Annotated in this window: 22 protein-coding genes and 1 pseudogene; 12 read left to right on the top strand and 11 right to left on the bottom strand. The window is 46.7% G+C overall.

All coding sequences use genetic code 11. The features are described from left to right. Positions 1-33 precede the first annotated feature (33 nt). Complete coding sequence (gap, locus tag M2125_RS00120) at positions 34-1,062, bottom strand: type I glyceraldehyde-3-phosphate dehydrogenase (RefSeq protein ID WP_280741389.1); 1,029 nt, start codon at positions 1,060-1,062, stop codon at positions 34-36. A 33-nt stretch (positions 1,063-1,095) separates the two neighbouring features. Beyond that, positions 1,096-3,102, bottom strand: coding sequence for a transketolase (gene tkt, locus M2125_RS00115; protein ID WP_280741390.1), 2,007 nt, complete (start codon positions 3,100-3,102; stop codon positions 1,096-1,098). Between the two features lie 44 nt (positions 3,103-3,146). Here tkt and M2125_RS00110 point away from each other — a divergent pair, with 44 nt between their 5' ends. Next, positions 3,147-3,926, top strand: a complete 780-nt coding sequence (locus tag M2125_RS00110) for a 16S rRNA (uracil(1498)-N(3))-methyltransferase (RefSeq protein WP_076024002.1) — start codon at positions 3,147-3,149, stop codon at positions 3,924-3,926. A gap of 10 nt (positions 3,927-3,936) precedes the next feature. Here the strand turns inward: M2125_RS00110 and M2125_RS00105 are convergent, their stop codons facing one another. After that, complete coding sequence (locus M2125_RS00105) at positions 3,937-4,557, bottom strand: barstar family protein (RefSeq protein WP_076024001.1); 621 nt, start codon at positions 4,555-4,557, stop codon at positions 3,937-3,939. Positions 4,558-4,684: 127 nt separating this feature from the next. Continuing rightward, positions 4,685-7,006 (bottom strand): NADP-dependent malic enzyme, encoded by a 2,322-nt coding sequence (locus M2125_RS00100; RefSeq protein WP_076024000.1) that lies wholly within the window; start codon positions 7,004-7,006, stop codon positions 4,685-4,687. Between the two features lie 84 nt (positions 7,007-7,090). On the opposite strand from M2125_RS00100, the gene thiL reads away from it, so the two are divergent. From thiL to M2125_RS00085, 3 genes are read left to right on the top strand one after another with little or no spacing between them, the layout of a single operon-like run. Next, entirely contained in the window at positions 7,091-8,116 is a 1,026-nt protein-coding gene (gene thiL / locus M2125_RS00095) for a thiamine-phosphate kinase (RefSeq protein ID WP_280742290.1), read from the top strand. Then, on the top strand, positions 8,113-8,688 hold the full coding sequence (locus M2125_RS00090; protein ID WP_277540467.1) for a phosphatidylglycerophosphatase A family protein: 576 nt from the start codon (positions 8,113-8,115) through the stop codon (positions 8,686-8,688). The genes thiL and M2125_RS00090 overlap by 4 nt, the downstream gene beginning before the upstream one ends. Further along, positions 8,689-9,180: a CinA family protein gene (locus M2125_RS00085; protein WP_280742289.1), complete on the top strand. Its 492-nt coding sequence runs from the start codon at positions 8,689-8,691 to the stop codon at positions 9,178-9,180. Between the two features lie 7 nt (positions 9,181-9,187). Here M2125_RS00085 and corA read toward each other — a convergent pair whose 3' ends face one another. Then, entirely contained in the window at positions 9,188-10,153 is a 966-nt protein-coding gene (gene corA, locus M2125_RS00080) for a magnesium/cobalt transporter CorA (protein WP_076023996.1), read from the bottom strand. Between the two features lie 73 nt (positions 10,154-10,226). Here corA and pyrF point away from each other — a divergent pair, with 73 nt between their 5' ends. Then, a complete protein-coding gene (gene pyrF / locus M2125_RS00075; protein WP_076024077.1) occupies positions 10,227-11,078 on the top strand; it encodes an orotidine-5'-phosphate decarboxylase in 852 nt (283 codons plus the stop codon). Here the strand turns inward: pyrF and mtgA are convergent. The 6 genes from mtgA to mpl are packed head-to-tail and all read right to left on the bottom strand — an operon-like array spanning position 11,068 to position 17,817. After that, the gene (gene mtgA / locus M2125_RS00070) at positions 11,068-11,814 is read right to left on the bottom strand and encodes a monofunctional biosynthetic peptidoglycan transglycosylase (protein WP_280742288.1); all 747 of its coding nucleotides are present in this window, start codon (positions 11,812-11,814) and stop codon (positions 11,068-11,070) included. The two genes, pyrF and mtgA, sit on opposite strands and share 11 nt — an antisense overlap. A gap of 4 nt (positions 11,815-11,818) precedes the next feature. Beyond that, a complete protein-coding gene (aroE, locus tag M2125_RS00065; RefSeq protein ID WP_076023995.1) occupies positions 11,819-12,724 on the bottom strand; it encodes a shikimate dehydrogenase in 906 nt (301 codons plus the stop codon). Between the two features lie 17 nt (positions 12,725-12,741). After that, positions 12,742-13,650: a TonB family protein gene (locus M2125_RS00060; protein ID WP_280742287.1), complete on the bottom strand. Its 909-nt coding sequence runs from the start codon at positions 13,648-13,650 to the stop codon at positions 12,742-12,744. Beyond that, complete coding sequence (locus M2125_RS00055) at positions 13,631-15,661, bottom strand: ribonuclease catalytic domain-containing protein (RefSeq protein WP_076023994.1); 2,031 nt, start codon at positions 15,659-15,661, stop codon at positions 13,631-13,633. Before M2125_RS00055 ends, M2125_RS00060 begins: the two co-directional genes overlap by 20 nt. Before the next feature lie 2 nt (positions 15,662-15,663). After that, entirely contained in the window at positions 15,664-16,398 is a 735-nt protein-coding gene (gene fabG / locus M2125_RS00050) for a 3-oxoacyl-ACP reductase FabG (protein WP_076023993.1), read from the bottom strand. 27 nt (positions 16,399-16,425) lie between these two features. Then, the gene (gene mpl / locus M2125_RS00045; RefSeq protein ID WP_076024075.1) at positions 16,426-17,817 is read right to left on the bottom strand and encodes a UDP-N-acetylmuramate:L-alanyl-gamma-D-glutamyl-meso-diaminopimelate ligase; all 1,392 of its coding nucleotides are present in this window, start codon (positions 17,815-17,817) and stop codon (positions 16,426-16,428) included. A gap of 26 nt (positions 17,818-17,843) precedes the next feature. Between mpl and M2125_RS00040 the strand changes: the two genes are divergently transcribed. The 7 genes and pseudogenes from M2125_RS00040 (at position 17,844) to M2125_RS00010 (ending at position 23,534) form a co-directional block, all read left to right on the top strand. Then, positions 17,844-18,371, top strand: a complete 528-nt coding sequence (locus M2125_RS00040; protein ID WP_280742286.1) for a TlpA family protein disulfide reductase — start codon at positions 17,844-17,846, stop codon at positions 18,369-18,371. Between the two features lie 247 nt (positions 18,372-18,618). Beyond that, positions 18,619-19,068, top strand: coding sequence for a type II 3-dehydroquinate dehydratase (aroQ, locus tag M2125_RS00035; protein WP_076023991.1), 450 nt, complete (start codon positions 18,619-18,621; stop codon positions 19,066-19,068). Positions 19,069-19,104: 36 nt separating this feature from the next. Continuing rightward, a complete protein-coding gene (gene accB, locus M2125_RS00030) occupies positions 19,105-19,566 on the top strand; it encodes an acetyl-CoA carboxylase biotin carboxyl carrier protein (protein WP_076023990.1) in 462 nt (153 codons plus the stop codon). A gap of 47 nt (positions 19,567-19,613) precedes the next feature. Next, positions 19,614-20,978, top strand: coding sequence for an acetyl-CoA carboxylase biotin carboxylase subunit (accC, locus tag M2125_RS00025; protein WP_076023989.1), 1,365 nt, complete (start codon positions 19,614-19,616; stop codon positions 20,976-20,978). Positions 20,979-21,005: 27 nt separating this feature from the next. Further along, positions 21,006-21,926 (top strand): annotated as a pseudogene (prmA, locus tag M2125_RS00020) (50S ribosomal protein L11 methyltransferase); the annotation flags it as partial. Continuing rightward, positions 21,915-22,532, top strand: coding sequence for a DUF3426 domain-containing protein (locus tag M2125_RS00015; protein ID WP_269844391.1), 618 nt, complete (start codon positions 21,915-21,917; stop codon positions 22,530-22,532). The pseudogene prmA and the gene M2125_RS00015, both read left to right, overlap by 12 nt. Positions 22,533-22,574: 42 nt before the next feature. Then, a complete protein-coding gene (locus M2125_RS00010; protein WP_277540489.1) occupies positions 22,575-23,534 on the top strand; it encodes a carbohydrate kinase family protein in 960 nt (319 codons plus the stop codon). The last annotated feature ends 352 nt before the right edge of the window (positions 23,535-23,886 follow it).

The following is a 23,886-nucleotide window of genomic DNA, read 5'->3' as shown; positions in this document are numbered from 1 at the left end:
TGACAACTTTTAAGTAATTTTAGCTACTTTTAATTACTTTACAGCCATCAAGGCCTCGGCTGCATTGAGCATCTGCACTGAATAACCCCACTCGTTATCGTACCAAGCCAATACTTTGACTAATTTTCCGTCAGTTGATACACGGGTTTGTGAGGCATCGTAAATACTTGGGCGAGGGTCATGGTTAAAGTCAATTGAAACCAAAGGCAGGGTGTTAAAGCCCAAAATACCCTTGAGTTCGCCTTCGCTTGCAGTCTTCAAGATCGTGTTGACCTCATCCACACTGGTCGCACGGCTAGCGGCAAAGGTTAAATCAACGACCGAAACATTAATGACCGGTACGCGCATCGCAAAACCATCGAAACGCCCCGCTAGTTCAGGCAAAACCAAACCAACCGCTTTAGCTGCACCTGTTTTAGTAGGAATCATGCTGGTGACTGCAGAACGTGCGCGGCGCATATCCTTGTGATAAACGTCAGTCAACACTTGGTCATTGGTAAAAGCATGAATGGTTGTCATCAAACCAGACTCAATACCAATCTTTTCTAACAATGGTTTGACCAAGGGAGCCAAACAATTTGTTGTACAACTTGCGTTGGAAACAACAATATCGCTTGGCTTTAAGACATGTTGGTTTACGCCATACACAATCGTAGCGTCCACATCTTTTTCACCAGGCGCAGAAATCAGTACTTTTTTTGCGCCTTGGTTAATGTGAACCATGGCTTTTTCTTTAGATGTGAATTTTCCAGAACACTCTAATACCAAATCCACACCCAATTCACCCCAAGGCGTCTCCAATGGATTACGGGTGGAGAACATTTTGATGCGATCGCCGTTCACCACCATATGATCACCATCTACTTTTACCTCAGCAGGGAAACGACCATGCGCAGAATCATATTGCGTTAAATGCGCATTGATATCAATGTCGCCCATCGCGTTGATCGCAACAATCTTGATGTCACGTCTTGGCTTGCCGTTCACCTGATCTTCATACAGGGCACGCAAAACCATGCGGCCAATACGTCCATATCCATTAATTGCTACACGAATTGTCATTCCATTCCCCTTACTAATATTCAAATTGGTTGTTTACTCATTAGCCTCAGCATGAGCAATGCATTGCTTCACTGTCTTAGTAATCTGATCCACGGTTAAACCAAAATACTCATAGAGCGCAGGCGCTGGGGCTGATTCACCAAAAGTATCAACGCCATGTACGGCGGCGCATCCATACTTCCACCAACCATCGGTCACACCCGCTTCAATCGCAATGCGCGGAATATTGGCTGGCAACACCTTTGCTTTATATGCAGCATCCTGCTGATCAAATACAGTGGTCGAAGGCATAGACACCACCCGAATACCAACACCTTCCTGCTCCAAACGTTCTGCAGTGTGCAGCGCTAAAGCAATTTCTGAACCAGTAGCAATCATCACCGCCTTGATCTTGAGCTTCTGTGGGTCACGCAATACATAAGCGCCGCGTGCAATATCTTTAATCTGCTGTGCATTACGAGAAACGAATGGGCAATTTTGGCGACTAAAGATCAATGCGCTTGGGCCATTCTTACGGGCCACCGCTGCCCCCCATGCCACCGCACTCTCTGTGGTGTCGCAAGGGCGCCAAACCATTAAGTTTGGAATTAAGCGCAAACTGGCGACATGCTCTACAGATTGGTGTGTTGGTCCGTCCTCACCCAAGCCAATCGAATCATGCGTGAAAACAAAAATGCTACGCAACTTCATGAGAGCAGCCATACGAATGGCGTTGCGACTATAGTCGGAGAAAGTTAAGAAAGTTCCACCAAATGGAATGTAGCCACCGTGCAGGGCAATACCATTCATGATGGCGCTCATACCAAATTCGCGCACACCATAATTAATATGGTTTCCCCATTGATCAGCACGCACTGGTTTACATGCAGACCAGTTCGTTAAATTCGATCCAGTTAAGTCTGCAGAACCGCCCATGAACTCAGGTAAAGCAGGTGCCAATGCTTCAATCGCATTTTGACTTGCTTTGCGAGTAGCAATTGTTTCTGCCTTTGCTTGGCAAGTTTTTAAATAGGCTTCTAAGGTAGGAGCGAAGTCTTTCGACAAGTCACCTTGCATACGACGTTGCAATTGAGAAGCCAGCTCTGGAAATTTAGTTTTATACGCTTGGAATTGTTTATTCCACTCATGCTCAGCTGCTTGACCACGCTTCTTAAAATCCCATGCTGCATATATATCATTTGGAATTTCAAATGGGGCGTAGGGCCAGTTCAGTGCTACACGAGTAGCAGCAATTTCAGCAGCGCCCAGTGGTGAGCCATGCACCTTATCACTACCAGCCATATTAGGCGAGCCTTGACCAATCGCAGTCTTACAGCAGATGAGTGTTGGCTTGTCGCTTTTCTTAGCCTGTGCAATCGCTGCAGCTACCGCTTGCGCATCATGGCCATCTACGGCGCGAATGACATTCCACCCATAAGCCTCGAATCGTTTTGGCGTATCTTCATTGAACCAAGAAACCACTTTGCCATCAATAGAAATACCGTTGTCATCCCAGAGTGCAATTAACTTATTTAACTTCAGCGTACCAGCCAATGAACAAACTTCATGACTGATACCCTCCATCAAGCAACCATCTCCTAGAAATACATAGGTATGGTGATCTACGATTTTGTGACCGGGACGATTAAATTCTTCAGCAAGTAATTTTTCTGCAAGCGCCATTCCAACCGCGTTTGAAATACCTTGACCCAATGGTCCTGTGGTTGTCTCTACGCCAGGCGTCATTCCATACTCTGGATGACCTGGGGTTTTGCTGTGCAATTGACGGAAATTTTTTAACTCGCTCATTGGCAAGTCATAGCCAGTCAGATGTAAAAGTGCATAGAGCAACATCGATCCATGTCCGTTTGATAAAACAAAACGATCACGGTTCATCCAATGTGGATCGGTTGGATTGTGCCGTAGGTGCTCATTCCATAGACCAACAGCAATATCAGCCATGCCCATTGGCATGCCAGGATGGCCAGAATTAGCCTGCTGCACTGCATCCATGGATAAGGCGCGAATAGCATTTGCCATTCGTATTTGAAGGTTCGACATTCTAAAAGTGGTCCCTGGGAAAATAAATTAGCTATATTTCAGTAATGCCTCAATTTTATCTTCCCAGCCCATGGCAATCCGAAAAGCCAACCGAGCTCACACCCGAGCTAGCCCATCATCTGCGTGTTCGACGCATTCCACCGGGTGAAAACTTCCCCATATTCGATGGAAAAGGGCAAATAGGCCAAGCTCACCTGCTTTCCTTAACTGGAAAGAGTGGTCTGGCGCAGATTAGTCAAATTCGCAGTGATACCCATCGGGAGTCTCCTTACGCGATTACTTTGGCACAAGGGTTGGCCGGAGGGGACAAAATGGACTGGACAGTCGAAAAAGCTGTAGAAACTGGCGCTCAAGTAATCGCCCCCTTGCAATGCGAGCGTTCAGTACTCAAATTAACCCGCTCAAGCGACCAGGAACGCGCCCAAAAACGTTTACTCCACTGGGTTGGGATTGTGCAAGCTGCATGCGAGCAATGCGACAGAACGGTATTTACCCAAGTTGAGCCCATTCAGAACTTGGCGGATTATCTTAAGGCGCCCCAAAAGCCATCCCTCAAGCTGCTTTTAAGTCCAGATGCCACTCAAAGCATGTATTCCGTACTCTTAGAAAATGGACCGCAAGATATTATTTTAATGATTGGCCCAGAAGGCGGTCACTCTCCAGAAGAAGAGGCTTTGGCAGAACGTGCTGGGTATCAAATTGTTTCCCTAGGCAGCCGAGTCCTAAGAACGGAAACGGCCGGAATCGTTGCGATCACGGCCGTACATAGCGTTTGGGATGCTCAAATACAGAAAGAACTACAAAAAGCTCTAAATAATTCTTAGAGCCTTCTATTTAGGCGAACGAGTAGAAGACGCGATAAGGTGTGCGACGTTCTGCCCAGAAATCGACAGCATCACGGAACACATCTAACAATGTCTCACGAGCCTCTTTGTCAAACTTCTGCGTGCAAGGCAAACCTTCCAACACCACTACAAAACCGGGTTGAGGGCCTGATTTATCGATAGTGGTTGTTAAGGCATCCAATAAAGGATCAAAATTTTTCGCTTGCTGCTTGGTGAAAGTATAGGCAATGGCAATAGCCTCCAACACCTCACCTTTGGTCAGTGCATGAGCGCAATTAGCGTAAATAAAGTGCTGACCAAGCTCCGTAGCCGCTTCCTGCAGATCAGGCGTACGGAAAGCACGAATAGATTGGACGATATTAGGCCGTACACTGCGCAACATAGCAGGCGGTCCGGCATCGCGAACGGCCAAAGCGGCACGCCAAGAAGCTGTCACTTTTTTCCCCGAAACTTGATTTGCTGCATAGGTTTGTAGACGAGATAAACCGCCCTGTGCATACACGTTGGCAGCAGATGATTCGGTTTCAAGACGATCATTACTATCCCAACTTTCAGCGCGGCTATGTTCGTCAAATCCTACCGTATTGTTGTTTTCTGAGCGATTATTCATGATGGGTGCTAGGTTACCCCTAACACGCCATCAAATCAAGCCCAAAAAGAGTGCATTTTATATAAACCTTTGATTTATATAAGAATAATAAATGTTTGTTATCACTAACTTACATTTAAAAAATTGCTTAAGACACCCCTCTTGCATTGCTAGCCGCCTCTACAACCGCCAAAGTAGTCACATTCACAATACGGCGAACCGTTGCTGCCGGAGTAAGAATGTGAATAGGCTTAGCAACACCAAGCAATAGTGGTCCAATTGCAATGCCATTGCCCGCCGCTGTTTTCAGCAAGTTGTATGAAATATTTGCAGCATCCATATTCGGCATCACCAATAAATTGGCATCGCCTTGCAGTGATGATGAAGTCACTGCACCGGCACGAATTGTTGCATCTAATGCGCTATCACCATGCATTTCGCCATCAATCTCGAGCGCAGGATCTGCTTTCTGAATTAAAGCCAATACTTCACGCATTTTGATTGCCGATGGCGCATTGCTTGATCCAAAGTTTGAATGCGACAAGAGCGCTACTTTTGGAACAATACCTAATTTCCGCATTTCACTAGCAGCCATCAAAGTAAGTTCGGCTAATTGCTCTGCAGTTGGATCGAGATTGATGTGAGTATCAACTAAGAACACTTGGCGCCCAGGAAGAATTAAGCCAGACATCGCACCGTAAACATTCGCACCAGGTTCATGGCCAATCACTTCGTCAATATATTTCAGATGGGTAGCAAGATTACCTATCGTTCCCGAAATCATGCCGTCTGCCATACCCTTTTTAACCAACAGGCTACCGATCAAACTATTACGACGACGCGTTTCTAATTTTGCATAGGCCTCTGAAACACCTTTGCGCTCAGTCAAGCTTAGGTAGGTTTGCCAGAAATCACGGAAACGTGCATCGCTTTCAGGATTCACAATCTCAAAGTCTTCACCAGCCTTCATGCGCAAGCCAAACTTGTCGATGCGGTACTCAATGACAGCAGGGCGACCAATCAGAATGGGTGTTGCAAGACGCTCATCAATAATGATTTGGACCGCACGTAAGACGCGCTCATCTTCACCTTCGGAGAACACAATACGCTTCTGATTAGCAGGTACATTTTTAGCAATGCTGAACAAGGGCTTCATCAAAGTACCTGAGTGGTACACAAACTGCTGGAGCTGATTGCGGTAAGCATCGAAGTCTTTAATCGGACGCTGCGCAACACCATCATCCATCGCCGCTTTTGCAACTGCTGGAGCAATCGCTGTAATTAAACGCGGATCAAATGGCTTTGGAATTAAATAATCAGGGCCAAAAGAAAGGTTTTCAATGCCATAGACTGAGGTAACCACCTCACTCTGCTCAGCTTGTGCCAGCTCAGCAACTGCTTTAACCGCGGCTACTTCCATGCCACGAGTGATAGTAGTTGCGCCCACATCTAAGGCACCGCGGAAGATAAATGGGAAGCATAAAACGTTGTTGACCTGATTGGGATAGTCAGTACGACCAGTGGCCATCACTGCATCAGGGCGAACTGCTTTTACTTCCTCAGGCAAAATTTCTGGTGTTGGATTTGCTAATGCATAAACCAAAGGCTTATCAGCCATTTTCTTCACCATATCTTGCTTCAGTACACCACCAGCAGATAAGCCCAAGAAAATGTCAGCCCCTTCAATTGCTTCAGACAGCGTTCTCAATTCTGTCTCTTGGCAGAATGGCTCCTTTTCAGGATCCATTAATTCTTTACGACCCTTGTAGGCAATACCAGCTAAGTCAGTCACCCAGATATTTTTACGTTGGATGCCTAAATCAACCAATAAATCTAAACAGGCCAAAGCTGCAGCGCCAGCACCTGAGGTAACCAGTTTCACGTCACCCACATTCTTACCGACTACTTTTAAGCCATTCAGAATCGCAGCTGCTACCACGATCGCTGTGCCATGTTGATCGTCATGGAAAACCGGGATTTTCATCCGTGCTTGCAATTTACGTTCAACTAGGAAGCAGTCAGGCGCCTTAATATCTTCTAGGTTAATGCCGCCAAAAGTAGGTTCAAGTGCAGCAATAATCTCAACCAACTTCTCGGGATCGGTTTCATTAACCTCAATATCGAATACGTCGATACCAGCAAACTTTTTAAATAGAACAGCCTTACCCTCCATCACCGGCTTACTTGCCAGCGGGCCAATATTTCCAAGGCCCAGTACGGCAGTACCGTTGGTGATCACGCCCACTAAATTTCCTCTAGCGGTATATCGAAACGCATTTGCCGGATCTTTAGCAATCTCTTCGCAAGCAGCAGCTACCCCAGGGGTATAAGCCAGCGCCAAATCGCGTTGATTGGTTAACTGCTTAGTGGGGGCAATCTCAATTTTTCCAGGAACTGGAAACTCATGATAGTGAAGGGCTGCCGCTCTTAAATCGGCAATTTCTTGTTCTTTGTTGCGTTCTTTGCTCATCGATTAACTCATTATTAAGTCATAGTGAAGTTTCTTATTCTAGTCCTCTCGCGTGGCGAAGGTCCAAGAGTCCTAAAATGGGGCATGTCTTCTCAACTTGGCGAATTCGAACTCATAGCCCGTTACTTCAAAATGGAGTCGGATGCAATGCTTGCCCAGGGCAAATCCGACGCTGGTTCACGAGTCCTGCTTGGGATTGGTGATGACTGCGCCATCCTAAAAGAAGCGGTGGGCGAAGAGCTGGCGATTACAAGCGATATGCTGGTTGAAGGCGGGCATTTTTTCAAGAATGTCGACCCTCGGTCCCTAGGATACAAAGCCTTAGCCGTAAACCTCTCAGACCTTGCTGCCATGGGCGCAAAGCCACTAGGTTTCACTTTAGCGTTAGCACTACCGCATGCTGATGGGCACTGGCTAGAGGCCTTTAGCCAAGGTCTATTTGAGATCGCCAATAAATACACATGCCCCCTCATTGGGGGTGACACAACCGCCGGACCTCTAACCATCTCGATCACTGCATTTGGCTCTATTCCCAAGGAAAAAGCCATTCGTAGATCAGGCGCAAAAGTACAGGATGACATCTGGGTTTCAGGAACACTGGGTGATGCAAGATTGACTCTTGCTGCACTGCGTCATGAATTAACCATCTCTGCGCCCGACCTCCAATCAATTCAAATGCGCATGCACCAACCTGAACCGCGTATCACTCTTGGGCAAAGTCTCCAAGGCGTTGCGAGCGCCGCGCTTGATATTTCAGATGGCTTACTGGGGGATCTGATGCACATCCTTGAGCAGTCTCATGTTGATGCGGAAATATTACTTGGGAAATTACCTAAATCTGGGCTGCTATTGCAGCAAAGTGAAACTATCCAGAATCAGTTTGCTGCCTGTGGTGGAGATGACTATGAATTGTGTTTTACAGCCAAGCAAGAGCAGCGTGATCGCTTAAATCAAATCAGCCAAGAACTATCTCTTCCCCTGGCTCGAATTGGTACTATTAAAGCCATGCGCAATAGCAAGCCCTCCATTGATTTAATAGACTCTACTGGTCAACTGCTCGATAAAGATGCCACGGCCAGTCTGCTGCGATCTTTTGATCACTTTGCATGAATCTGCATATCAACACAACAACTAGTGCGACCCCGACACTAGGCTGGGTCTTCCAAAAGATCAACCGAATCCTGGCATTTGGCTTTGGCAGTGGACTAAGTCAAATCGCACCTGGTACAGCAGGCAGTCTTTGGGCTTGGGCAACATTTCTCATTGGGACTCTATTTTTAGAGCGCTGGCAATGCTGGTGGATTATTGGCATTGGGCTTGTTTTGGGCTGTCTGATTTGTGGCCAGGTGAGTGAAGAATTAGGCAAAAAAGATTTTGGTGGCATTGTTTGGGATGAAATTGTGAGCTTTTGGTTGATCTTGCTGCTTATCTCGCCCAGCTCTATTTACTGGCAGCTATTAGCATTTGCTCTCTTTCGATTTTTCGATGCGGTAAAGCCAGGCCCCATTGGATGGATTGATCGCTATTTCAAAACCCTCGAAGGGAATACCAGCGATGCTCCCTCAAGCCATTTTGAAATCTGGTGGCGAGGCTTTGGTATCGTGGTCGATGATTTGGCTGCGGCCTTCTTCACCCTGATAGCCTTTGCTCTCGTTCAAGTTACCCTAAAACAATTCTCATAAATGAACCTAAGCCTGAGTCAAGCTGTTGGGAATGCCTTGATTGCGCGAGGCTGGACTTTGGCCCTTGCCGAATCCTGTACTGGCGGCCTCGTAAGTGCTGCACTGACTGAATTACCAGGCTCTAGCGCTTGGTTTGAGCGCGCTTATATCACCTATAGCAATCAAGCTAAAGTAGAGTGCTTGGGCGTACCAATCGAAATGATTGACTCCTTTGGCGCAGTCAGTGAACCGGTGGCAATCTCGATGGCACAGGGCGCAAGAAAGAATGCTGCGGTCAATGTCGCCATTTCTATTACAGGTATCGCTGGCCCCACTGGTGGCTCACCCGAAAAGCCAGTGGGAACGGTCTGCTTTGCTTGGGCGCTGGGTGATGATGCAAAACATACCACCTACAAAACCATGCACTTTGAGGGTGACCGCTCGAGGGTACGCATGCAAGCTTGTGAATACGCCCTCACTGAGCTTATTCACTTACTTGCCAGCCATCCATAAGCAAGGATTATTTCATCCAACCTTTGTGATGGAAGTACCACAGCGGGATAATCGCCGAGATCAACATCAACACCAGCGCTAATGGATAGCCCCACTCTAAATCCAGCTCAGGAATATGTTTGTAATTCATACCCCAGATACTGGCCAATAAAGTTGGTGGCATCAAGGCAACCGATACCACCGAGAAGATCTTAATAATCTTACTTTGGTTCAGATTAATAAAACCTACCGTAGCATCCATCAAGAAGTTGATCTTATCGAACAAAAAAGCAGTATGGTTTTCAAGAGAATCAATGTCGCGCAAAATCTGGCGCGCCTCTTCCTGTTGCTCATCAGAGAGTAATTTACTGCGCATTAAAAAAGATAAGGCGCGGCGCGTATCCATCACATTACGACGAATACGACCATTCGTATCTTCTTCTTTAGCAATGGTTTCCAAAACCTCTTCCGCTTCCGAGTCATTAATGTCATCGGAAAGTACTTTTTTTCCTGCCAGCTCGAGGTTTTCATAAACCTCTTCCAAGGCATCTGCAGAATATTCAGCATCGGTTGAATACAGATCAAGCAACACATCTTTTGCATTACTCACAGAACCAGGACGCAAACGCGCGCGTAAACGCACCAATCGGAAAACGGGTAAATCTTCATCGTGAATGGAGAATAAGACTTGTTTGGTCAATACAAAAGCCACTCGAATATTTCGGGAGGTTTCCTCTTCATCCAATAAGAAATCGGTGCGAATATGCAAGTGACCGTCATCCGCTTCAAAATAGCGGGCTGATGCTTCTAAGTCGCCCAAATCATCCAATTCAGGCAATAAGACACCAAAAGCTTCTTTAATCCAGACAAGCTCTTCCTCTTCTGGATCAACCACGTCGATCCAAATCGGATTTGAATATTGCAACAATTCATTGCGATCTTCGACTTGCTCTTGAGAGAGTCGGCCATTTTGTAGGACGAACAAGTTGATCATGGTGGACTCCTAAGGAATGTGCGCTAGTTTATCCTATAGAGATAGTAGTTTCATTAAACTAAGCGCAAATCAAATGAACTCAAACCCAAAAACCTTTAACGAGCAACTCCAATCCACATGGGCTTCCCAAGGCAGTATGCTGTGTGTTGGGTTTGACCCAGACCCAAAGCGCTTGCCCCCATCGCTTCAGGGGAAATCTGAAGGTATTTTTGAGTTTTGCCGAGAGATCGCTGATGCCACAGCTGATTTAGTCTGCGCTTTTAAGCCCCAGTTTGCCTACTTCGCCTCTCAAGGCGCGGAATCCCAGCTAGAAAAACTCGTCAAGCACCTTAAAAATAAATATCCTCATATTCCAGTCATACTGGACTCAAAACGGGGAGATATCGGCAGTACTGCCGAACACTATGCGCTCGAAGCCTTCGATCGTTATGGGGCTGATGCAGTAACCGTTAACCCTTACATGGGTTTTGATTCAGTAGAGCCCTACCTCAAACACGCCGGTAAAGGTGTCATTGTGTTGTGCCGCACCTCCAATCCCGGTGGATCAGATCTCCAATTTTTAAATATTGCGCCCAGCGGCGAACCGCTTTACTTGCACGTAGCTCGCTTAGCGGCAGAAAAATGGAATAGCTCGGGTCAATTAAGCCTGGTGGTGGGTGCCACATTCCCAGATGAAATTGCCAAAGTACGAGCTATTGTGGGAGAAATGCCTCTTTTAATTCCTGGGATTGGTGCTCAAGGTGGCGATATTGATGCAACCGTCAAAGCCGGCAGCATCGCTCATCGTCCCGGGACAGGCATGATGATCAACTCATCTAGGGCGATTCTGTATGCCAGTTCAGGCGCAGACTTTGCAGCCACCGCTCGAGCGGTGGCTATCAGCACCAGAGATGCACTTCGGGCTGCAGTGAAAATTACCGACTAGCAGCTTTTTTGGGGACTGGCGCCAGGACAACCCGATCCATGTTCTCCAAAATAAAATCTTGCCGTGCAGGAAAATTGAAGTTAGCCCGACGACAATATTGCGTCTTATCAAAGCATTTTGGAGCCGGGAGGGCTGCTGCCAAAATCGCGGCCTGCTCTCTACTGAGATTTTCTGGGCTGACGCCAAAGTAATGTACAGAAGCTGCGCCAATACCAAAAACCCCTTCACCCCACTCGACTGAATTTAGGTAAATCTCAAAAATACGCTGCTTTGTAAGCATGAGCTCTAATAAGCCAGTAATGATTAATTCTTGCGTTTTGCGGAAATAGTTTTGCTCTGAGGATAAAAAAAGATTTTTTGCCAACTGCTGCGTGATAGTTGAACCACCTCTTAAGGCAATCTTAGACTGACTCCCATGTTGGTGAGCTTGCTCTTTATTTTTTTCCCAGGCTTTTTGCATATCCTCAACACGCACACCCTTGTGCTGAAAAAAGATATCGTCTTCACTCACCAAAATAGCCCGCTTTACATTTGCTGAGATTCGGTTATATGGTGTCCAGGTTTTTTGGATGGGGCACGAAAGGTGCCAAGAGCACAAGCGCCATTGCTCGGATCGTTGAAAAGCGGTGCTACTTGGATTGAGCGTACTCCATACGCCAATCTGAATCACAAAGTAGATTTGCATCGCTAGCAAACTACCCAATACACACTTCAGAAAATAACTGAGCCAGCGCATAGGTTTAACTGCGCAGTGCTGCCAGTACTGCACGTGGATCAATTGAATGGGCTAAGTTTGCTCCTCGCCAAATTAAGAAGGCGTCTGCAGCCTGCTCTACCAGCATACCCAAGCCATCACTGACACGGGCTCCATGCCCTATCGCCTGCTGCATAAAGGGGGTTATCTTCCCATAGACCATGTCATAGGCAAATGAACTTGGGACAAAAATAGTAGAGGCCGCACCTGCAGTCAATGGAGACTGATCAGCAAGCCCAGAAGCTGTGGCATTAATGACCAGGTTGAACGGCGCAGGCGTCTTGGTATGAGACTCAAGATCAGATAGCGTGCATGCGCTGAATATGACCTCTTTAGTCTTTGCCAACTGCGCAAACATATTTACCAACTCAAGCGCTTTTTGATCAGTCCGATTGGCAATCGTCAAGCTGGCTGGTAACTGCTCCAAAAGCGGCCCGATCACACCGCGGGTGGCACCACCAGCACCCAATACCAGCACTCTTGCGCCCTGCAGTGAAATACCTTGTGCTAATAGATCTCTTATTAAACCAGCGCCATCGGTGTTGTCTCCATAAAGCTTGCTATCTGACATCCAAAGGGTATTCACAGCTCCTGCTAGTTGTGCACGCGGGGTTAAGACATCAGCAAGTGCATACGCCTCTAACTTGAATGGCACAGTGACATTCATACCCTTGCCACCTGCAGAGAAAAACGTACTCACCGCCTGCTCAAATGCATTGAGCTCAGGTTCTAATCTGCCGTAATGAATTGCTTGCTTTGCTTGTTCTGCAAAGCGATGGTGAATACTGGGTGACTTGCTATGAGCGATCGGATTGCCAGCCACAGCATATACATCTACCCCTGGATATTGGGCAGGATCGATATGAATTGAGGATGGGCTTGGTGGGTTCATACTAGTTAGAGGATAAGCTAATTTTTAGAATTTGATTGGTGGCGTAGCTCTAAGTGGTCAACACTATCGCGAGTAAATTCAAAGGTGGAAACCCAATCGAGCACATCAATCTGATTGCGCATTGCAAGCGGAAATGGTCCAAAGGGGGCAGAGGCCCGCACAATGGCAAGAGCTTGACGATCGAGCTCTGGATTACCTGAGCTACGTCCAATACTCACTCCATCTTGCCCTTTTGCATTACTAGTAATCCTTCCTTGAGAGTCAACACTGATCACAATCACCAAGCTGCCATATAAAGGTCGGCCATTAGCCTGTGGAAAAAAGGTGCTGCCATAGACTTCAATCTTTTGACGCATTGCATCGAAATATTGAGCAAAAGAAACCGCTTTTGTACTAGCACCACTCAGGACCACGCGGCGCGGTTGGCGTCCATTCGCTTGCAAGCGTTTTGCAAGTTCTGCTTGTAGTGAATTCAGTTGGGTCATAAGTTTCTGCTCTTCGCCACTCTTGCCGCCGCTAGTACGTGCTCGTTGTGCATCAAGCTTTGCCAACATTTGTTTTTGCTGCTTCTCCAAAACCTCAATGCGGGCTTGGGCCCCCAAGCGAGCACGATGCAATGCCGTGGCATCTTGCTCATCAGCGCTACCACCACCCTGTAAATCGGCCTGCGCTAATTTATTTGCTTGTTTTGGAGCTTGTTGATGACTTGCATTTACAAGCACCACACTTAAAGGGGTGTTGAGACGCCTGTTTTGAATTTCACCTATTCCCCAACGGAAGGATAGAAAAATCATGTGAATTAAAAGTGAAACGACTAAGGCGCAGTACAAGGGATGCTGCTGCCAGGCACTACGAAGGAAGTCTTTAAATGCAATCGCCTTCACTACTACATTGGAGTGCTCTAGCTTAGCTGGGATTGGCATCATCAGTTGAAGCTTCCACAGGTTCTGCGGTATCAGGAGTTTGTTCAGACACTTTTTCAATAGACTCAAGCTCCAATACGCGCACGCTAGCACTCAACTGCAAGAGATCAATGCTATCGATCACCACTTTCGCGCGCGTCATTCTTAGATGGGTTGCCAACTCAGGAATTGGTAAATGCAAGGGAATCGGCTCTACTCTAGACATGCCCTCTTTAAGGTGGCGTACATAGACGGTTTTTGCATTAGGCTCTTGCTCAATCCAACGCAAACACCAGTATTTCTCCATACGATCTTGGTACTCTGCATAGGCCTGATAGCAAGATTCAAAATCCGCAGCAATAGCCATGAGCGCAGAATCCTTAGGGGCAAACGGCGCCACCATCTTGGCCGTTACGCCATGTTTAGCTAAAGCAATCAGCTGCCATTGATTTACTAAATCAGCATAGCGCCTTAAGGGAGAGGTACTCCAGGCATAGCAATCCAAACCCAAGCCTTCGTGCGGACCGGGCTGCGTCTGCATCCGAGTACGCAATGGACCCCAACCTTTTTGTGTACGAAACAATCCTGGTAGACCGTGTTCAGCCAATAAGCGCCCAGCAGCGCTATTGCAATAAATCATCCATTCAGAAACGATCGTATCCAAAATCGAGCCACGCTGACGGGGAGTAATTTCTACCCGCTCAATTCCAGCTACTTTTTTAATCTGGAAGTGAAAATCTCGAGCCAAGGCATTGGGATCAATCACACCCAATTGTTCTGCTCGCAAGCCATTCGCAAGACGTCTCTCTTGGCGCCCTGCATGCAATAACTTTGCTGCTCTCCACAAAATAGCAAGCTCATGACGATAGGGAAAATCCACACCTTCATCAGCTAAAGCCTCATCTGTAACTCGGTGCTCCAAATCTTCCAGGCGCAAATTGGCGGCAATGGGCACCATTTCAGCGCGCATGTGCAAAGAGTCGGAAATAAGCCCGCCTTCCCCATTAATCTCGACATAAAGCGATAGGGATGGCCGAGATGCGCCCGCATCCAGAGAAAATTGTTCTATCACAGCAGGAGGCAGCATGGTGATTTTGTCACCCGGAAAATAGACCGTTGACATCCTCTGACGTGCTAGCTGATCCAATACATCATCCCTTGCAATTACCAAACCTGGGGCAGCAATATGCACACCAATTTGATGATTTCCGTTTGGTAATAGGGTCACGGACAAGGCATCATCAATTTCTGTAGTTCCTGAATCATCGATTGAGAAAGCACTTACCTCCGCAATCGGGAGCTCTTGTATTGCTGCCGCGTAAGCGCCTTGATCAATAGTGATACCAGGGTTGTAATGGGCGCCCTTTGGAAAATATGACTTCAGGAACAAGCCCTGGTGATAGTCCAAAGGGGAAGCAATCGCCTTGCAACGAATCATTAATTGCGCCGGTGTTTCTCCGGTCTGCGTGCAAGCCGCACTCAAAGCCTTATAGGCTGAAGTATTTTTATCTGGAGCAAACAATAATTGGTGCGCCTGAGATTTCAAGTCTTCAGGAAAGATGCCCACAATCAACTCTTCTTGCCAAATCGTTTGTTGCTCTAATTCTTTTTTCTTACGCTCTAATGCAGCTAAACCTGCTTGCAATTGCTCTAGTGGCGCCCTTTGGAAACGACCTCTGCCTTTGCGGCGAAAGAAAACGGGAGCGCCTTGCAGTGCAATTGCCAAGGAAGCTTGCTGAGAAATACTCGCGCCAGCACCAAAATATTCTTGTGATACTTCAAGCAAACTAAATTCTTCTTCAGGAGCGCAGTCCCACAGAAACTGCAAATCGATTTCTGTGGATAAAGAGTGTGCTTCATCCATTACCAGTTGGGCTTCTGGTTTTTCAAATCGAAGCCACACTTCTTTGGCTTTCAGTTTGATCTTTTTGCCGGTCAGACTCGTGGCTTGCCATGATTGGGCATCGCCTTCACCAGAGGTAGATTGCACCGTGGCGATTTTGATATCGCCACCTTCTTCGTATAAGAGATGCATATTTAGAGGGAGATTCCGCCGCTGGCCTCAAGCGCTACGCCATTGACGTAGCTTGCTTCATCACTCGCTAAAAATAAATACACATTGGCCATTTCCTCAGGAGTACCCAAGCGTCCTAACCAACTTCGTTTTTCGATATCTTTTAGGATATTTTCTGGCATGGCTTTGACCATTTCAGTGGAAATAAATCCTGGGCAGACAGCATTGACCCGAATTCCCTTGGGGCCCAATTCACGTGCCCACGTTTTGGTAAAGCCAATGACACCAAATTTCGTTGCCGAGTAATTGGTTTGTCCAAAATTACCGTAGATACCCACCACACTGGAGGCATTCACAATCGCACCTTGACCCGCTTCAAGCATATGCGGCACAATCAATTGGGTGCAGTTAAAAACACCTTTGAGATTGACGTCAATGACTGCATCAAATTGCGCCTCAGTCATCTTCACTAGACGCGCATCTTGTGTAATGCCCGCGTTATTAATCAAGATATCAATCCGACCATAGCGTTGCATGATTTGATCTACCGCAGCTTGAATGCTGGCACGCTCAGTCACGTTCATCACATAGCCCTCAGAGCCAGGAATCTGTGCAGCAGCATTTTCAACTGCCACAGGATTTACGTCAGCAATGATTACTTTAGCGCCCTCCTGGGCAAAACGTTGTGCTGTAGCAAAACCGATGCCCTTGGCCGAGCCCGTAACAATCGCCACTTTATCTTCTAAACGTTTACCCATCTTTTTCTTTCTATATCGCGAGTCGACTTATAGTGCGCTCAATATTTTTTGGTGCACGCCACCAAATCCGCCATTACTCATCACCAAGATGTGATCGCCTGGCTTGGCCTCACTAACAACCGCATTGACCAAAGCATCTAAATTATCAAATGCTTTTGCCTTATCAGCCGCCACCGTATTTAAGGGAGAAAACACTTCCGTAAGATCCCAACCCAAGGACTCTTTTCCTGCATTTGCCCCATAGGCAAATACTTTGTCCGCCATACTTAAGCTATCAGGCAACTGGGCTTTCATCACACCGAGTTTCATCGTGTTCGAGCGTGGCTCCAGTACGGCCAAGATGCGCGCCTGCCCAACACGACGACGCAAGCCATCTACCGTAGTGGTAATCGCTGTAGGGTGATGCGCAAAATCATCATAGACAGTGATGTCATTTCGAATGCCAATCGTTTCTAGACGTCGCTTTACATTTTTAAATTGCGCTAATGCTTTAGCACTATCGACTGGTGAGATGCCAATATGATTGGCTGCAGCAATTGCAGCCAATGCGTTGAGTTGGTTATGGCGCCCCATTACCCCAGAGTCTGGAGCCCATGTCACTTGAGCAAGCTCTTTACCCAAATGCAACACACTAAAGCCGTCATGTGCTTGGGATACCAAAGACCATTCATTCTGAGCGGCTTGCCCAAACCGCTCCACAGGCGCCCATGCACCGCGAGCAATGACTCGCTCCAAGGCAGGCTCCTCACCGTTGACTACCAATAAACCATCACCAGGTACAGTTCGAACGAGATGATGAAATTGAGTTTCGATTGCCAAGAGGTCCGCAAAAATGTCGGCATGATCAAATTCCAAGTTATTCAAGAGCGCTGTTCGCGGGCGGTAATGAACAAATTTGCTGCGTTTATCAAAAAAGGCGGTGTCATATTCGTCTGCCTCGATAACAAAGTACTCACTCTCGCCCAAGCGCGCTGATACCGTGAAATTGAGAGGAACGCCCCCAATCAAATAACCAGGCTGATAACCATTAAATTCCAAAATCCAGGTCAGCATGGCCGAGGTGGTTGTTTTCCCATGCGTACCCGCAACTGCTAAGACGTGCCGTCCAAATAAAACTTGTTCACCTAACCACTGAGGGCCAGAGGTGTATGGCAAACCTTGGTTCAGAATAGCTTCCATCAATGGATTGCCGCGAGAAACCACATTCCCAATCACAAATAAATCAGGCATCGTCTCAAACTGCAATAATTGGTCAGGAGAAAACCCCTCGATGAGCTCGATGCCCTGAGACTCAAGCTGAGTGCTCATTGGCGGGTAGACGTTCGCATCGCAGCCGGTAACTCGATGACCGGCTTGTCGTGCGATTGCGGCAATGCCGCCCATGAATGTGCCGCAAATGCCCAAGATATGAATATGCATCATCGAATTTTAGCTAAGGACTCGCTATGAACCGCAGACAATGGATCACCATCATCGGAATTTGTTTTTTAGCCCTCATGGCAGGCGCATTTAGCTCGCATTGGTTTTCTCAAAACAGGGCTGTAAATGAAGAGGCCGTCAAAGCAGTATTTACTAATGAATGGCAGTCACCTGATGGAAAGGCTATCAATACCAGCGCATGGGAAGGAAAAGTGCTGGTTCTCAATTTTTGGGCCTCCTGGTGCCCCCCATGCGTTGAAGAAATGCCACAATTGGATCAGCTGCAAAGGCAATTTTCCGGGAAAAATGTCTTATTTGTAGGCATCGCCGTTGACTCACCCTCTAACGTACGTGATTTTCTTAAAAAGACCCCAGTTTCCTATCCGATTGTGATGGGTGGAATGAATGCCAGCAGTATTTATAAGTCGCTTGGCAATACCCAGTCCGCCCTACCTTATACCGTTGTGGTCTCTCCGCAAAGTAAAGTGATCGACACTAAATTGGGTAAGATAGATGAAGATAGACTTAAAAAGGCAATAAATTCGGCTTTTTAGCAACAATTAATTCAATTTAACCAATTTTCTTAAAACCCCTTCTAGATAACGAGGGGTAATATTTTTCAGCAAAATGCTTTAACTTCGCTCAAAAATATAAAAACTCCCCAGTTTTCAGGGAGTTTTTATGAGCTTGCGAGGTATACTTTATGCATTATTGAAGCACCTGCTTTGATTGAAAAGCGGCTTTGTAGCAAAAAGTGTAATTTCCTTATTAACACCTAACTGCATTTAAAAATATCGATCTATGTCGAAAAAAGCTTCAATTCTTGTAATTCAAGGACCAAATCTCAATCTACTCGGCACCCGTGAACCCGAGGTTTATGGCAAAACTACCTTGGCAGATATTCACGCAAAGCTAGGTGAAATCGCCAAAGCCCATTCTGTCGACCTAGATACTTATCAAAGCAATCATGAGGGCCAGTTAATCGACCGAGTACAAAAAGCCAAACAAGATGGGGTTGATTTCATCATCATCAATCCAGGTGCCTTTACTCATACCAGTGTGGCATTACGCGATGCCTTAGCAGGTGTAGCCATTCCTTTTACCGAAATTCATCTTTCAAATATTCATCAACGCGAAGAGTTCCGTAAGCACTCTTACTTATCTGATATTGCTACTGGGGTGATTTGCGGACTAGGCGCCATTGGCTACGAGCTGGCATTACAAGCTGCCATTGCCCGTTTGCAAAAATAAAGATTAATCAAGCATCAAAAGAGAGGAAGTATTTCCATGGATCTTAGAAAACTCAAAACCCTGATCGACCTCGTTGCTGAATCTGGTATTTCCGAATTGGAAGTCAACGAAGGTGAAGATCGCGTTCGCATTGTGAATGCTGGATCACCCGCCCCTACTGGGCAAGTTGTCTATGCCAACCCTGCACCCCAAGTCATGCAGGCTGCTCCAGTAGCAGCTATTCCAGTAGCAGCCGCTCCCATTGCAGAAACCCCAGCTGAAACTGGATTCGTTGCTCGCTCACCAATGGTTGGTACTTTCTACCGGGCACCAAACCCGGAATCGCCTGATTTTGTCAAAGTGGGTGACAGCGTCAAAGTAGGTCAAACGCTGTGCATCATTGAAGCAATGAAGTTGCTAAACGAAATTGAAGCAGAAAAAGAAGGTGTGATTAAGCAAATTCTGTGTGAAAACGGACAAGGCGTTGAATTCGACCAACCGCTTTTCATCATTGCGTAAAACTCCTTTAAGCAATCCTTCCTACTGTTACCTAACTCAGAGCCGATATGTTCTCTAAGATTCTGATCGCCAATCGGGGGGAAATTGCTCTCCGTATCCAACGCGCATGTCGCGAGTTGGGAATTAAGACTGTTGTTGTTTATTCAACTGCCGATAAAGAAGCTAAATACGTCAAGCTAGCTGATGAAGCAGTCTGTATTGGGCCAGCACCCTCTCCCCTAAGCTACCTGAATATGCCAGCCATTATTTCTGCGGCAGAGGTAACTGATGCAGAAGCCATTCATCCTGGCTATGGATTTCTTTCTGAGAATGCCGACTTTGCCGAACGCGTTGAAAAGTCTGGCTATGCTTTTATTGGTCCCAGAGCCGAATCGATTCGCCTGATGGGAGACAAAGTTTCAGCAAAACACGCCATGATTAAAGCGGGCGTGCCGTGTGTACCTGGATCCGAAGGTGCTTTACCTGAAAACCCTAAGGAAATTATTGCTACGGCAAAACGCGTTGGCTACCCAGTCATTATTAAGGCTGCTGGAGGTGGTGGCGGTCGCGGGATGCGCGTCGTTCATACAGAAGCCGCTCTTATTAATGCGGTCAACATGACCAAAGAAGAAGCTGGTCGTGCTTTTGGCAATCCAGAAGTCTATATGGAGAAATTTCTGGAGAAGCCACGCCATGTAGAGATTCAAATTTTGGCTGATACCCATGGCAATGCGATTTGGTTAGGAGAGCGTGATTGCTCAATGCAACGTCGACACCAAAAAGTAATCGAAGAAGCGCCTGCGCCTGGTATTGATCGCCGCTTAATTGCCAAAATTGGTGAACGTTGCGCAGAAGCATGCAGAAAAATTGGTTATCGTGGCGCTGGCACTTTTGAGTTTCTCTATGAAAACGGTGAATTTTTCTTTATTGAGATGAATACCCGAGTGCAAGTTGAGCACCCAGTCACTGAAATGATCACTGGCGTAGATATTGTGCAGGAGCAGATTCGTATTGCTGCGGGACTGAAGTTGTCCTATCGCCAAAAAGATATTGTCTTTCGCGGTCATGCGATTGAATGCCGCTTAAATGCCGAAGATCCATTTAAGTTCACGCCAAGCCCAGGACGCATCCAATCCTGGCATATGCCTGGTGGCCCTGGTATTCGTGTCGATTCCCATGCTTACAGTGGATATATGGTCCCATCGAACTACGATTCAATGATTGGTAAGTTGATTTCCTATGGCAATACACGCGAACAAGCAATCCGCCGGATGCAAATTGCACTCTCAGAAATGGTGATTGACGGCATAACAACTAACGTACCTCTGCATCGCGAACTCATGCTTGACCCTAATTTCATTGAAGGTGGCACCAATATTCATTATTTAGAGCACCGCCTTGAAGAGCAAGCTGCGAGCCGCGGCAAAGCATAAGCTTTTCTATTTAACCGAGATCCCTGCATGTCTTATCGTGAGTTAATCTTTACCGTAGTAGCCGAGACTGCAGAGCCCCTGGGTGATGCATTACTTGAATTGGGTGCGCTTTCAGTCACCGTCGAAGATGATGCTGCAGGTGGCTACGACGAAAACCCCCTCTATGGAGAGCCTGGCCTATCACCAGAAGTGCAGGCCTGGGATCGATCCTCAGTCACAGCGCTATTCAATCCCGATATTGACGATTCTGGGGCAGAAAACTTCATTCCGCAATTGCTGATTGCCTTGAAAGAAGCTGGATTTGCACTGACAGCCCCACAAGAAAAAATAGTTGAGGAGCAAGACTGGGTTCGCCTTACCCAAAGTCAGTTTGCACCCATTCAAATTGGCGAGCGTATTTGGGTAGTCCCCTCTTGGCATGACACCCCTACTGATCCCAATGCAATCTGTCTTGCAGTCGATCCAGGATTAGCATTTGGTACAGGCAGTCACCCCACCACCCATTTATGCCTATTGTGGCTTGAACAAAATACCAATCTAGAAAAGCAAAGTTTGCTCGATTACGGCTGTGGGTCCGGAATTCTAGCGATTGCAGCAGCAAAACTTGGCTGCAATCCCGTAGTAGGAACCGATATCGATCCCCAAGCTATGGTCGCGGCGCGCAGTAATGCGGAGATTAATCACACCGTGATTCGCTTTGTATTGCCAACCGAAGGTGCTCCAGAGTTGGCTGCAGAAACAAAATACGACATTGTGATGGCCAATATCCTTGCCAACCCATTGCAAGTACTTGCTCCGGCACTAGTCAACAAAATGCGCCCAGGCGGCAGAATCGTTCTATCCGGTGTTCTTGCCAGACAAGCTGAAGAGGTGATTGCAACCTATAGCCAGTGGTTAACACTCTCGGTTTGGAAAGAAAGTGACGGTTGGGTTTGTTTGCATGGCACTTTAGCAATCCAAAGTGACTCTACAAAAACACATTCACTCGCTTCGGCTCAAAAAAAAAGTCTTAAATTAGCTCTGATCGTTCTATGCGCGCTAGTGCTCATCATTTTTGGTGAGCACCTATCACGCAATTTCTTACTACCGAAACTTGCTACGAACATCGATGGCAGTTCAAATCCACTTGCTGTAAAAGCATTTACAGTTTTACTCAGCGCAGATGAAAAAATTTGTCAGGCAGCAAAGTGCGTGAATCGCCCTCTAAGCGATTTTTCAGCATGGAAAATAACTTCTGCCACACTATCACCAGAAAACGCGCGAGAGGGCCTTAAAGGCGGCCCTAATCATTCAATCCTGCAAGTGGAGCTACAAAATAAACTTGCATTGCCCGTTTTGCCTCCTAATTTGGTGTTGGTGATCACCGATGCAGAAGAAAATGAGATCGAGTCTATGCAATTTACGCCTCAAGAATGGCTTACAAATGAATGGCAAGAATCTCATCCAGATTTTTCACAAGTCGGCGTGCGCGCAGGAGAGGCTCTCTCTATCAATCTGCCAATTTCACTGCCTCAAAATGCTGCAGGCTATCGAGTCAGCGTGATTTACCCTTAAGCTATCACCCACTATCAGATCATTATTAGAAGAAAGTAATTTATGGCAAGCCTAATCTGCGGTTCTATTGCATACGACACGATCATGAACTTTGAGGGTAAATTTGTTGATCAAATTCTGCCTGACCAGATTCACAAGCTCAATGTGGCGTTCTTGGTGCCAACTATGCGTCGTGAGTTTGGCGGCTGTGCAGGCAATATTGCCTACAACTTGAACCTGCTTGGTGGCGACCCCATCATCATGGCAACAGTTGGTGGCGATGCTGATCCCTACCTAGAGCACCTTAAAAGACTAGAAATCAATGCCAGTCATATTCGCACCATTCCCCAGGCCTTCACTGCCCAAGCAATGATCACAACCGATCAGGTCAACAACCAAATTACTGCATTTCATCCGGGGGCCATGAATGAATCTCACCTCAATCTTGTTTCCAAGGTAGTGACAGAGCGTACGCAAAATAAAAAAGGGGCTGTTCATTTTGGAATTGTTGCCCCAGATGGTCGTCAAGGCATGTGGGAGCATTGCCATCAGCTTGCGGAAGCAAATATTCCATTTGTTTTTGATCCAGGCCAAGGTTTGCCGATGTTTAACGGCCCAGAATTACTCGAACTCATTGATATTGCCAGCTACCTTGCAGTCAATGACTATGAAGGTGAAATGCTTTCCCAAAGAACTGGCCTGAGCTTGGATAAGATTGCTGAACGTGTAAAAGCCCTGATTGTTACCAAAGGTGCTGAAGGTGCTGATATTTACACACAAAATAAATGCATTCCTATCCCACCAGTGCCAGCAGAAAAGCTGATCGATCCAACCGGTTGCGGCGATGCCTTTCGTGGTGGACTGCTTTTTGGCCTAGAAAATGCGATGGATTGGGAAACAACTGGCCGCCTGGCCAGTTTGATGGGTTCAATCAAGATTAGCCATCAAGGCCCACAAAATCATCAACCCAGTAAAGATGAGATTGCAGCGCAGTTCAAATCTGCGTTTGGTTTTGCCTTTTAAAGATTTTTACTTTTAGGGCAATAAAAAAGGGGTCTCAAAAGAGACCCCTTTGAACTTCACCCGTCTACAAGCTAAAGCTTATGGACGTGTGCCAGTTGGGAAGGGCCAAGCAGCAGCGGTATTCAAAGAACTAGTCTTTGGCGCGGCTTTTTTAGCCACGGGCTTTTTTACAGCTGAGCCCGCTTTCTTCGCAGCAGGCTTACTTACTTTTTTTTTGCTACTTTACGAGCTACTTTTTTAGCAGCAGGCTTCTTAGCAGCTACTTTTTTAGCAGCAGGCTTCTTAGCAGCTACTTTTTTAGCAGCAGGCTTCTTAGCAGCTACTTTTTTAGCAGCAGGCTTCTTAGCAGCTA

The organism is Polynucleobacter sphagniphilus (assembly GCF_029892205.1).
In the GTDB taxonomy this organism is placed as follows: domain Bacteria; phylum Pseudomonadota; class Gammaproteobacteria; order Burkholderiales; family Burkholderiaceae; genus Polynucleobacter; species Polynucleobacter sphagniphilus.
This window is presented reverse-complemented; position numbering and strand designations above follow the sequence as displayed.